At 65.4% G+C, this 12,109-nt stretch carries 10 protein-coding genes; 3 read left to right on the plus strand and 7 right to left on the minus strand.

Features of this window, described 5'->3' with window-relative positions; all coding sequences use genetic code 11:
• Nucleotides 1–44 precede the first annotated feature (44 nt).
• A complete protein-coding gene (locus tag Q0L30_RS23990; RefSeq protein ID WP_296662866.1) occupies nucleotides 45–326 on the plus strand; it encodes a hypothetical protein in 282 nt (93 codons plus the stop codon).
• A 289-nt stretch (nucleotides 327–615) separates the two neighbouring features.
• On the plus strand, nucleotides 616–1,563 hold the full coding sequence (locus Q0L30_RS23995; protein ID WP_296662868.1) for a DMT family transporter: 948 nt from the start codon (nucleotides 616–618) through the stop codon (nucleotides 1,561–1,563).
• A 61-nt stretch (nucleotides 1,564–1,624) separates the two neighbouring features.
• On the opposite strand, the gene Q0L30_RS24000 is transcribed toward Q0L30_RS23995, so the two are convergent.
• From Q0L30_RS24000 to norV, 3 genes are all read right to left on the minus strand, one after another.
• Nucleotides 1,625–2,338 (minus strand): Sir2 family NAD-dependent protein deacetylase, encoded by a 714-nt coding sequence (locus Q0L30_RS24000; RefSeq protein ID WP_296662870.1) that lies wholly within the window; start codon nucleotides 2,336–2,338, stop codon nucleotides 1,625–1,627.
• A gap of 508 nt (nucleotides 2,339–2,846) precedes the next feature.
• The gene (norW, locus tag Q0L30_RS24005; RefSeq protein ID WP_296662873.1) at nucleotides 2,847–3,989 is read right to left on the minus strand and encodes an NADH:flavorubredoxin reductase NorW; all 1,143 of its coding nucleotides are present in this window, start codon (nucleotides 3,987–3,989) and stop codon (nucleotides 2,847–2,849) included.
• Complete coding sequence (norV, locus tag Q0L30_RS24010) at nucleotides 3,986–5,512, minus strand: anaerobic nitric oxide reductase flavorubredoxin (RefSeq protein WP_296662876.1); 1,527 nt, start codon at nucleotides 5,510–5,512, stop codon at nucleotides 3,986–3,988. The genes norW and norV overlap by 4 nt, the downstream gene beginning before the upstream one ends.
• 161 nt (nucleotides 5,513–5,673) lie before the next feature.
• Between norV and norR the strand changes: the two genes are divergently transcribed.
• Complete coding sequence (gene norR, locus Q0L30_RS24015) at nucleotides 5,674–7,200, plus strand: nitric oxide reductase transcriptional regulator NorR (protein ID WP_296662879.1); 1,527 nt, start codon at nucleotides 5,674–5,676, stop codon at nucleotides 7,198–7,200.
• Nucleotides 7,201–7,233: 33 nt separating this feature from the next.
• Here norR and glmS read toward each other — a convergent pair whose 3' ends face one another.
• The 4 genes from glmS to Q0L30_RS24035 all read right to left on the minus strand — a co-directional run bounded on the left by glmS (nucleotide 7,234) and on the right by Q0L30_RS24035 (nucleotide 12,028).
• A complete protein-coding gene (gene glmS / locus Q0L30_RS24020) occupies nucleotides 7,234–9,051 on the minus strand; it encodes a glutamine--fructose-6-phosphate transaminase (isomerizing) (RefSeq protein WP_296662882.1) in 1,818 nt (605 codons plus the stop codon).
• Nucleotides 9,052–9,090: 39 nt separating this feature from the next.
• Nucleotides 9,091–10,464: a bifunctional UDP-N-acetylglucosamine diphosphorylase/glucosamine-1-phosphate N-acetyltransferase GlmU gene (gene glmU / locus Q0L30_RS24025; RefSeq protein WP_296662884.1), complete on the minus strand. Its 1,374-nt coding sequence runs from the start codon at nucleotides 10,462–10,464 to the stop codon at nucleotides 9,091–9,093.
• A 139-nt stretch (nucleotides 10,465–10,603) separates the two neighbouring features.
• Nucleotides 10,604–11,515 (minus strand): tRNA 2-thiocytidine(32) synthetase TtcA, encoded by a 912-nt coding sequence (gene ttcA / locus Q0L30_RS24030; protein ID WP_296663082.1) that lies wholly within the window; start codon nucleotides 11,513–11,515, stop codon nucleotides 10,604–10,606.
• A gap of 117 nt (nucleotides 11,516–11,632) precedes the next feature.
• On the minus strand, nucleotides 11,633–12,028 hold the full coding sequence (locus tag Q0L30_RS24035; protein WP_296662885.1) for a dihydroneopterin aldolase: 396 nt from the start codon (nucleotides 12,026–12,028) through the stop codon (nucleotides 11,633–11,635).
• Nucleotides 12,029–12,109 lie beyond the last annotated feature (81 nt).

Genomic DNA, 12,109 nt, shown 5'->3' on the forward strand with positions numbered 1-12,109 from the left:
AATGCGTACAATGCGCGCCACTGCCCAACATCGGAGCCAACAGCATGGCCATGAAGAAAACCGACCTTGAGAAGAACAAGGCACTCAAACTGATGCAAGCGACGAACCAGGCCGGGCCCGAGCGCTTCGGCAAGGGGTCGACCGCGACGCTGGATCGCCGCGAGCGCCGCAAGCTCGACCAGGCGCAGGGGCTCGTGCCGTTCGCCTGCAAGCTCAACGCCGACCTGGTCGCGCAGTTGAAGTCGCGTGCCGAGCAGCATCCCGGCGGTCTGAACGGTCTACTGACCGAATTGCTCGAGCAGGGCCTCGCGCACGACGCGTCGTAACACGCGCGGCCAGCGCGCCGCGCACACGAAAAAGCCAGAGCACGCTCTGGCTTTTTTTTCGCTTCCGCCTTTTCGGCTCCGGCACGCGAAACGCTGCAAAAGACGCATCTGGCAGCGGATGGCGCGGGTCGTCCGCAAATGGTGCGGATCTTGTATCGATACTCCTGACAGACAACCGCCTTTCAATTCGGATACGATCGAGGTCTGCGCGCACCACGCAGGCGTTCCATACGAACGCCACCACCTTGAAAACGGTGCCGCGACAGTCCTCGAACAAAGAGAAATCCGCTTGAAATCCGCCTCCCGCCAACACCTGCGCGCCAATCTGATGATGCTCGCGGCCGCCATGATCTGGGGCTCGGCCTTCGTCGCCCAGCGATTGAGCCTCGACGCCATCGGTCCGTTCCTCTTCACGGGTTTGCGTTTCCTGCTTGGCGCCGCCGTCGTCTCGACGTTCGTGTTCGTCCTGCGCCGGCCCGCGCGCCGCGCCGCGGACGTCGCGCCGCCGCGCCTCTTCGACGCCGCCCTGCTGCGCGCGGGCGTCCTGCTCGGCCTGTTGCTCGCCGTTGCGATTTCGCTGCAGCAGATCGGCCTTCGCTACACGTTGATCGCCAATGCGGGCTTCATCAGCTCGCTCTACGTGGTCATCGTGCCCCTGATCGGCGTATTGCTGCGTCATCGCACGGGTCCAGGCACGTGGCTCGGCGCCGTGCTGGCCGCAGTCGGGCTCTATCTGCTGAGCATCAACGAGCATTTTTCGATCATGTACGGCGACTGGTACCAGCTCGCCTGTGCGATCGTGATCTCGATCCAGGTGATGCTCGTGGGCCGCTACGCGCCGCGCCACGATCCGCTTGCCCTGTCCATCGTGCAGTTCGTCACGTGCGGGGTGACCTGTCTCGCGATCGGCCTCGCGCGCGAGCCGCTGCAGCTCGCGAGCCTCGTGCGCGCCGCGCCCACGATCCTGTACGGCGGCGGGCTGTCGGTGGGCGTCGCCTACACGATTCAGGTGGTCGCCCAACGCCACGCGGCGCCCGCGCACGCCGCCGTGATCTTCAGCATGGAAGGCGTGTTCGCCGCGCTGGCCGGTTGGGCCGTGCTCGGCGAAACGATGACGGCGCGCGCGCTCACGGGCTGCGCGTTGATGCTCGCAGGCCTGCTCGCGTGCCAGTTGCTTCCCGCAGGACGCATGCTCACCGAACCGGAGTCGCAGCGGCAACCGGCCGAACCGGCCTGATTTCGCGAAGTTTCTCTAAACGAGCGCGCATTCGCGTGCTTGCGCCGGTGACCCCACGGCGTTAGCCGCCGGTCATCATCCGGGTGACTGTATCGGCGAGGTTATGCAGGCCGACCGTCGCCGCTTTGGCCTCCACGACACCGAAGCATTCGGTGCGCTTCGGCGCCGGATCGACGACGAAATTGCGGCTGTGCTTCCCAAGGCGTTCCGGCGGCAGCAGCCGCTCGGGCGGAATCACCTCGAACGCCGTGCCGATGGCGATGAACAGATCGTCCGCCGTCATCGACTGCTGAACGCGCCAGAGCGTCTCGTATTCGGGCGCTGCCTCGTTGAAGAACACCACGCCGGGCTTCACGCTGTCCGCCTGGCCGCACGACGGACACGCCGCCTGCGGATCGAGCGCCTCGCCGGTCATCGGAAAGCGGTAGTCGCAGTCGGTGCACAGGAGCGAAACCATGTCGCCGTGCAGGTGCGTGACCTGACGCGCGCCGGCCTGCTCCAGCAGATCGTCGATGTTCTGCGTGATCAGATGCACGCGCTGCGTGCCCCACGTCTCCTGCCATTGCGCCAGCAGCCGGTGGGCGTCGTTGGGGCGCGCGTCCGCGCATTCGGCGAGGCGCCGGTTGTAGAAGCGGAACACGGCCGGCCGGTTGCGACGCCAGGTCAGGTAGTTGCACACCTCGTCCATATTCTCGTGCGTCCAGATGCCATCGCCCGTGCGAAACGTCGAGATGCCGCTTTCCGCCGAGAGGCCCGCCCCCGAAAACACGTACATGTGGGGCTTTCGCCGTTGTTGCAGTTCGACCAATTTCGTCTCCTGGTGGGATCGGCGCCATTATGACGCCGCGCCGCGCGTCGGACAGCACGGCACGCAGCGCTTTTGACTGCGCGTGCCAATGCACTTTGCGGGGACGGTTCGAAGGAGATCGGCTAAAGCTCGCACAGGGCCACGCCTGGCACGCTTTAACGCAAGAAAAGCGGGGAAGAAAAGCGGGACAGAAAATCGGGAAAGACAGCCGATCGGACGATCAGCAAAAAGCAGGGGAAAAAAGGATCGGGCGCAACGCAATGTCACCGCTCCGGGGAAAAAGCAGCAACAGCTCGTATTAACGCGAGCCAGATTTGTCCGATACGCGCTGTCGCGGCCCAGGGGAAAACAGCGACAGCGCGTATCGACGCAAACCGGACTCGGGCGCCCGATCAAAGTGGAGAACCGGAAGCAGCCCGGCGCGGATATCGTCAGCTCCACGCCCGGCTGCCTTGCTTACCGGCGTCTTTCCCGCTCACATGGTGGGTCGGGGAAGTTCGCGAAACACAGCAAAAGCCTGGCTGATGCGGTCGCCGCCCGCGACGAAGCCGCACAGCTTGCCGGCCGCATCGAACGCTCGGGCGAGCATGCCGCTCGCATTCCATTCGGACTGCCACGACAGACCTTCGCCGTTCGTGCGGCCAGCCAGTTGCAGCGGATAGACCGGGGTCTTCACGCGCACCATCATGTGCGGCAGCACGAGCGGCGTCGGCTTGCCGAGCAGCGTAGCCGCGAGTGCGGTCGCGCCGAGCAAGGCGGGCTGCAGGAAAGGCATGAGCTTGCCCTGCTTTTCCGCGCCGTCGCCGAGCGCGTAGATATCGGGCACGCTGGTGCGCAGGTGGTCGTCGACGACAATACCGCGCCCGATTTCGATCCCCGCCGCGCGGGCGAGCGACACTTCCGGCGCGAGTCCGACCGCGGCGAGGACGAGGTCATGCCGGCTCGTCGTGCCGTCGGTCAGGCTGACGTCGAAACCGTCGTCGGCCGCCGCGATGGCCTGCACGCCGCGACCCAGTTGCAGCCGCACACCCGCGGTCTTCAGCGCTTCGATCAGCGGCTGGCTCAAGGCAGCGGGCAGCAGCGCGGAGAGCGGGCTCGCCGCGTTGTCGACGAGCGTCACCTCACGGCCGGTCGTGGCGATGTCCATGGCGAGTTCCGTGCCGATCAGGCCCGCGCCCAGCACGAACACGCTGCGCGCCGTCGCCAGTTGCGGCTCCAGCTTCGCGAATTCGTCGAGGCTGTTGAGCGTGTACATCAGATCCGATCCGGCAAATCCTGGCCGCACCGCGCGCGCGCCGGTGGCGAGCACGAGCTGCTCGTAGGCGCTCTCGCCCTCCGACGTCACCAGGACCTGGCGCGCCGTGTCGATGGACTCGACCCGGCACCGCGCCTGCAGCGTGACGTTCAGTTCGGCGGCGAACGCCTCGCCCGAGCGCGACGGCAAGCCGGTAGCCGTGGTGGCGCGGCTCGCCACGTGGCTCAGGTCCGGCTTGTTGTATTCGTGGCCGTGGTCGGCGGTGATGATGCGTACCGGCACCTCGGCGTCGTGCTTGCGAATGTTGCGAACGAGTTGCTGGGCAGCAAAGCCGCTGCCGACGATCGTAATTGCGCGTTTCATGCTGCAGCCTTCTCCAGAACGGGTTCAAACACGGCTTTACCGATACCGCAGCCGGGGCAGAGGAACGTATCGGGCACATCCTCCCAGGGCGTGCCGGGCGCGACCAGTTGATCGGGCTCGCCCAGCGCGGGGTCGTAGATCCACTGGCACACGGTGCACACCATGCAGCCGCCGCAGGACGAAGCAGCAGCGCCGGTGGTGGCGGGGGCCGCGGGGGCCGCAGGGGCAGCGGCGGCGGCGGCTGCAACTGCGGCGGCTTCGACCTTGCTGCCGTTGGCGTCGTTTGCCGCAACGGCCGTTTCCCGGCGACGGGCCGGCTCGATCGGATGCAGCGCCCACTGGCGGGCGATCTGGCGGCCATGCTCACGGCACAGTTCGATCGTCGCGGCATCCGGGCGCCACTTGGCCTTCAGCGAAAGCGCGATGTCGAAACCGGCGTCCATGAGACGGGTCTGGATGCGATCGACCGCGCCGCCCGACCACCCGAAGCTGCCGAACGCGGAAGCCTTCTTGCCGCGAAAACGCAGCCCGGTGATCTCCTCGAGCATGCCGGCGACCTTGGGCATCATGACGTTGTTCATCGTCGAGGAACCGACCAGCACGCCCTTCGAACGGAACACGTTCGAGAGGATTTCGTTCTTGTCGTGGCGGGCGACGTTGAAAATCTTCACGGCGACCGTGGGGTCGGTTTCGTGGATGCCCTGGGCAATGGCGTCGGCCATCATCCGCGTGTTGTTCGACATCGAGTCGTAGAACAGCGTGATGCGGTCTTCCTGGTAGTTGTTCGCCCATTCGAGGTACTTCAGGATGATCTGCGTGGGGTTGTCGCGCCAGACCACGCCGTGCGAGGTGGCCACCATGTCGACCGGCAGGCCGAACCCGAGCACTTCATTGATCTTGGCGGTTACGAGCGCGCTGAACGGCGTGAGGATGTTCGCGTAGTAGCGCAGGCACTGCTCCATCAGTTCGCCCTGGTCGACCTCGTCGTTGAACAGGTGCTCGTCGCAGTAGTGCTGGCCGAAGGCGTCGTTGCTGAACAGCACGGCGTCGCCGGTGAGGTAGGTCATCATGCTGTCGGGCCAGTGCAGCATCGGCGTTTCGATGAAGACGAGCTGCTTGCCGTTGCCGATGTCGAGCTTGTCGCCCGTGCGCACGGTGTGGAAATTCCACTCCGGGTGGTGATGGTGGCCGACGATCGAATCGAGCGCGTTGTTCGTGCAGTAGATCGGCGTGCCCGGAATCAGCGCCATCAGGTCGGCCAGCGCGCCCGCGTGGTCTTCCTCGGCGTGGTTGATGATCACGTAGTCGATCGTGCCGAGGTCGACCTCGGCTGCCAGATCGCGGATGTATTCGCGGCTGAACCGGTGATCCACCGTGTCGATGAGAACCGTCTTTTCCTCACGAATCAGATAGCTGTTGTAGCTGCTGCCCCGCAGCGTCCCATATTCGGTGCCGTGGAAGCTGCGGACTTCCCAATCGCGCTGGCCGACCCAATGGACGTTGTTTTTGAGCAGAATGGACATGGAATTTCCTTAAGTGGGTGAACGGTTGCGGGGAACATCTACTGCAAACTGCGTGCCAGCCCGTCACCCACTGATAAACATACAACTTTTATCCATCAATTGTTCAAAAGACAATTCTCCGGTATTGTTTCGCCGACAAATCCATCGTCAATTCGACAATCATGCTCAGCGCCGACACTCTCACCCGCATCGCACTCGATCTTCAGCGGGGCAATTCGCACCGCGAGCGCTTCGAGCAGCTGATCCAGAGCGTGCGGCAGCTCTTTCGTTCCGACGCCTCCGCGCTGCTTCGCTACAACCGCGGCACTTTCATTCCGCTTGCCATCGACGGCCTGTCGCCCGACGTCATGGGGCGGCGCTTTCTCGTGAGCGAGCACCCGCGCCTGGAAGCGATTGCGCGCGCGGGCGACGTCGTGCGCTTTCCGCCGGACAGCGACCTGCCCGACCCGTACGACAGCCTGATTGCCCGGCTGGACCATCTGCATGTGCATGCCTGCATGGGCATTCCGCTGCTCAGCGAAGAGGTGCTGATCGGCGCGCTGACCATCGACGGCCTGAATCCCTCGCAGTTCGACGGCTTCGACGATCAGGATCTCGGCGTGATCGGGGCGCTCGCCTCGGCGGCGCTCGCCAACGCGCTGCTGCTCGAACAGATGGCGAGCGATCCGCACGGCACCGCCAATCCCCCGGTGCGCCAGATTGCCGCAGCGACGGGCGAAGGCGAGATGATCGGCACCTCCGCCGCCATGCAGCAGTTGCGCAGCGAGATCGGCGTGGTGGCAGGAACGGATCTGAACGTGCTGATCCTCGGTGAGACCGGCACGGGAAAGGAATTGATTGCGCGGGCCGTTCACGCCGGTTCGGCGCGGCGCGCGAGCCCGCTCGTTTATCTGAATTGCGCGGCGCTGCCCGAGAGCGTCGCCGAGAGCGAGCTGTTCGGTCACGTGAAGGGCGCCTTCACCGGCGCCATCCACAATCGCACCGGCAAGTTCGAGCTGGCTCACCAGGGCACGCTGTTTCTCGACGAGATCGGCGAACTGCCGCTGTCGTTGCAGGCCAAGCTGCTGCGGGTGCTGCAATACGGCGACCTGCAGCGTATCGGCGACGACAGCCAGCGCAAGGTCGACGTCCGCGTGATCGCCGCGACCAACAAGGACCTCAAGGCCGAAACCGTCACCGGGCAGTTCCGCCCCGATCTTTATCACCGCCTGAGCGTCTTTCCGCTACACGCGCCGTCGCTGCGCGAGCATTGCGAGGACATTCCGCTCCTGACCGGTTTCTTCCTCGAACGCTGGCGCGGCACGATGGGTCTGAATACGCTGTCCATCGACCAGGACACGCTGGATGCGCTGGCGGCGCGTCCGTGGCACGGCAACGTGCGCGAACTCGAACACGTGCTGCGCCGTGCGGCGGTGCTTGCGCGTGCCGAGCAGGGGGAAAAGGCCGTGATCCACGAGCATCACATCTGCCCGGGCGATCGCCAGCCTGTCGCGGGGCACACGCCGTTGGCGGCGCAGCCCGAGAACCTGCGCGAGATGAGTCTGAAGGACGCCACCGACGCGTTTCAGCGCTCGATGATCAGCAAGGCAGTCGACGACTGTGACGGCAACTGGGCCGGGGCCGCGCGAAGGCTCGCGCTCAACCCGGGCAACCTGCATCGACTGGCGCTGCGGCTCGGGTTGAAGTAGTGCGGCCGGGCAAACCGCCCCGCCGCCCCACCCTCACTCCACCGTGACCGATTTCGCGAGATTACGCGGCTTATCGACATCCGTACCACGCACACAGGCCGTGTGATACGCGAGCAGTTGCAGCGGCACGACGTGCAGGATCGGCGAAAGCAGCCCGTAGTGCTCCGGCATGCGAATGACGTGAATGCCGTCGCCGCTCGTGATGTGCGTATCGGCATCGGCGAACACATAAAGCCGGCCGCCGCGCGCGCGCACTTCCTGCATGTTCGACTTGAGCTTTTCGAGCAGCGCGTCGTTCGGCGCGACCGTCACGACCGGCATCGCCTCGGTCACGAGCGCCAGCGGGCCGTGCTTCAGTTCACCGGCCGGATAGGCTTCCGCGTGGATGTACGAGATTTCCTTGAGCTTGAGCGCGCCTTCGAGCGCGATCGGATAGTGCAGCCCGCGGCCGAGGAAAAGCGCATTCTCCTTGCGCGCGAACTCCTCCGACCACGCGATGATCTGCGGCTCCAGCGCCAGCACGCCGTTGAGCGCGGCAGGCAGGTGGCGCAGCAGCTTCACGTATTGCGCTTCCTGCTCGGCGCTCACGTGGCCGCGCAGCTTGCCCAGCGTCGCCGCAAGAATGAAGAGGCCGACCAGCTGCGTCGTGAACGCCTTCGTCGACGCCACACCGATCTCGCGGCCCGCGTGCGTGAGGAACTTCAGTTCGGTGAGCTGGACCATCGCACTCGTCGCGACGTTGCACACCGCGAGCGTGTGCGTCATGCCGAGCGACTGCGCATGCTTGAGCGCCGCGAGCGTATCCGCCGTTTCGCCCGACTGCGAAATCGTGACGACGAGCGCGCGCGGATTCGGCACCGACTCGCGATAGCGGTATTCGCTCGCGATCTCGACGTCGGTGCGGATCTTCGCCACCGATTCGAGCCAGTACTTCGCCGTGAGGCCCGCGTAGTAGCTCGTGCCGCACGCGAGAATCAGGATGCTGTCGATGTCCCCGAACACTGCGCGCGCGTTGTCGCCGAAGAGACCCGGCTCGAGCGCGTCCCCGGAGGGAATCGTGTCGCTGATCGCGCGCGGCTGCTCGAAGATTTCCTTCTGCATGTAGTGACGATACGGGCCGAGATCGACGGTGCCGCCGTAGGCCTGCACTTCGCGCGCTTCGCGCTGGACTTCGTGGCCGCTGTGATCGGCGATGCGCACACGTTCGAGCGTCAATTCGCAGACGTCGCCTTCTTCCAGGAAGATCATGTGGCTCGCGCTGCCCGCGACGGCGAGCGCATCCGAGGCGAGGAAGTTCTCGCCGTTGCCGAGGCCAACCACGAGCGGCGAGCCCGCGCGCGCGCCCACGACCGTGTGCGGCTGATCCTTGTGAACGACGGCGATCGCATACGCGCCGCTCAGTTGCTGGACGGCTTCGCGCACGGCGGCGAACAGGTCGCCGCGATAGAGGCTGTGCACGAGGTGCGCGATGACTTCCGTATCGGTCTGCGAAACGAATTCGTAGCCCTTCGCGCGCAGGGCCTCGCGCAGCGATTCGTAGTTTTCGATAATGCCGTTGTGAACGATGGCAAGCGCATCGTGCGAGAAGAGCGGATGCGCGTTGCTCACGGTCGGCGCGCCGTGCGTCGCCCAGCGCGTGTGCGAGATGCCGGTCACGCCTTCGAAGTGCGCCTCGCGCACCTGCTCGTCGAGTTCGGCCACGCGCGAGACGCTGCGCACGCGCTCGGCGCCCGCGCTCGTGACGACGGCGACGCCGCACGAATCGTAACCGCGATATTCGAGTCGCCGCAGTCCTTCGATCAGGACGGGCACGATATTACGAAGCGCCACCGCGCCAACAATGCCGCACATAGCTTTCGATCCTTTGCAATAAAAAGTCCGGGGGCTGCGTTATTTCTTTTTCTTGACCGGTCGCACGTAGCCGGACTTCGAGACCTGCGATTTTTCGTTGAGCACGAGCATGTCGTCGGCGACGTCCTTCCACACCGTCGTGCCCGCCGCGATCGTGACGCCGCGGCCCACGCGCACCGGCGCGACCAGTTGCGTATCCGAGCCGACGAACACGTTGTCCCCGATCACCGTGCGGTGCTTGTTGGCGCCGTCGTAGTTGCAGGTGATGGTGCCCGCGCCGATGTTTACGCCCGCGCCGACATCGGCGTCGCCGACGTAGCTCAGGTGATTCGCCTTCGAACCGTGACCGATGTTCGCGTTCTTGATCTCGACGAAATTGCCGACGTGGACCTCGTCAGCAAGCTGCGTTCCCGGGCGCAGACGCGCGTACGGTCCGAGCACGGCCTGCGCGCCGACGCGCGCGTTCTCGATGTGCGTGTAGGCGTCGACGCGCGTGCCCGCGCCGATCTCGGCCTGGCGGATCACGCAGTTCGGGCCGATGGCGACGTTGTCCGCCAGCGTCACGTCGCCCTCGAACACGCAGTTCACGTCGATAAATACGTCGCGCCCGCAGGTGAGCGTGCCGCGCACGTCGATGCGCGCGGGGTCCGCGAGCGTCACGCCCGCGACGAGCAGCGACTCCGCGACGTTACGCTGATAGACGCGCTCGAGTTCGGCGAGCTGCTGCTTGCTGTTGACGCCGAGCGTTTCCGCTTCGTCGTCGGGCTGCGCCGTGACGACCGGATGGCCCGCGGCGATGGCGTGCTCGACCACGTCGGTGAGATAGAACTCGCCCTGCGCGTTGTCGTTCTTCAGCGCGGCGAGCCAGCCCGCGAGCGGCGCGCTCGGCGTGACGACGATGCCCGTGTTGATCTCGTCGATCCGGCGCTCCGCCTCGCTCGCGTCTTTCTGCTCGACGATGCGCACCACCTTGCCCGCCGCGTCGCGCACGATGCGCCCGTATCCGGTCGGGTCGTCGAGCGTGACGGTCAGGATGCCGTAACCGCCCTTCTCCCCCGCCACGCGCGCGGCGTCGGTGAGACGCTTGAGCGTCGAGGCGCGCGTGAGCGGTACGTCGCCGTAAAGCACGAGCGTCGGCACGCTCGTATCGAGCAACGGCAGCGCCTGCGCGAGTGCGTGGCCCGTGCCGCGCTGCTCGTGCTGCACGGCGAACTGGACGTCGGGCGCGGCGACCGCTTCGCGCACCGCATCGGCGCCGTGGCCGATCACGACGACGAGCCGGGTCGGTTCGAGCGTGCGGGCGGTATCGAGAACGTGCGAGAGAAGCGGCCGGCCGGCCAGCGGATGCAGCACTTTGGGCAGCGCCGAATGCATGCGCTTGCCCATGCCTGCCGCGAGAATCACGATGTTCATTGCATCGGTGAAGGGGAATTTGAAGCCGCCGATTCTAGCATGCAGGCCTACCCGCAAGAGGCGCGCTCACAGGGCCGGATGAGCGTATCCGGCCCCGCGGGCATCAAACGTGGAATCAAACGCAAAATCAAACGCAGAATCAGAGATCGTCGAGCTTCGCGAACGAAATCGGCGTGCCAACTGCTGCCAGCGACGGCGTGTCGGCCGAGCACGGATCGTCGTCGAAGGCGATGTCGCCGAGCGGGTCGACCACGCCCGTCGTGCGCAGGTCCTTGAAGCTGAACAGCGACGCATCCATCAGGTGCGACGGCACGACATTGCCGAGCGCGTTGAACATGTTTTCGACGCGGCCCGGGAAGCGCTTGTCCCACTCGCGGATCAGCGCCTTCATTTCGGCGCGCTTGAGGTTGGGCTGGCTGCCGCAGAGGTTGCACGGAATCAGCGGGAATTCGCGCAGTTCCGCGAATTTCTCCAGATCCGTTTCCTTCACGTACGCGAGCGGCCGGATCACGATGTTCTTGCCGTCGTCGGACTGCAGCTTGGGCGGCATGCCCTTCAGCTTGCCGCCGTAGAACAGGTTCAGCAGCAGCGTCTGGAGAATGTCGTCGCGATGGTGGCCGAGTGCGATCTTGGTCGCGCCCAGTTCGCCCGCCACGCGGTACAGAATGCCGCGGCGCAGCCGCGAGCACAGCGAGCACGTCGTCTTGCCCTCGGGCACGAGGCGCTTGACGATGCCGTAGGTGTCCTGGTTCTCGATGTGGAACGGCACGCCGACTTTGGTCAGGTACTCGGGCAGCACATGCTCGGGAAAGCCGGGCTGCTTCTGGTCGAGGTTCACGGCCACGATCTCGAAGTCGATCGGCGCGCGCTCGCGCAGGCGCATGAGAATGTCGAGCAGCGCGTAGCTGTCCTTGCCGCCCGAGAGGCACACCATCACCTTGTCGCCGTTCTCGATCATGTTGTAGTCGCCGATTGCCTGGCCGACCTGACGCATGAGCCGCTTGAAGAGCTTGTTGTTCTCGTAGGCGTCCTTCTGCTCGCGGCGCGTCATCGCGGGGCGGCCGCTGCCTTGCGCACCTTGCCCATCAGGTGCGGTCACGGGTGCGGCGGCGCTGCCGTCCTGCGTGGCGTGCGCATCGACGGGAAGGGTTTGGGGGGCGTTCATGAATCAGTCCTCTTTGATGCGAAAGACTTCGACGCCCACCGCGTCGCAGTCCGGATAAACGTCGGGCTTCTCGGTCGAGAGGCGCACGGCGCGCACGAGCGGGTGCGCGAGCAGCGCGGTCGCAAGATCGTCGCAGAGCGTTTCCTGCAGATGGATATGGCCCTGGCTCACGCGCGCGGCCACGGTCGCGCGCATGTAGTCATAGTCGACCACTTCGCGCAACTTGTCCTCGTGCGGCGTGGTCTGCGCGAGCGGCACGAAGAGATCGACGTTGATCACGACGCGCTGTTCGCCGCGTTTTTCGAAGTCGTGCACGCCGATGTTGATGTTGACTTCGTAGTTGCGCAAAAAGAGCCGGCGGCAATCGGCGAGCCGGGGGTGCAGCAAGACGGCGGACATAGTCGTTCCAGTCGATAAAAAAGCGTGCCTTCGCGGCACGCGCGCGGACGCAGGGCGCCCGGCGGTTCATACGGTATTCCT

The organism is Paraburkholderia sp., assembly GCF_024281035.1.
Lineage (GTDB): Bacteria > Pseudomonadota > Gammaproteobacteria > Burkholderiales > Burkholderiaceae > Paraburkholderia.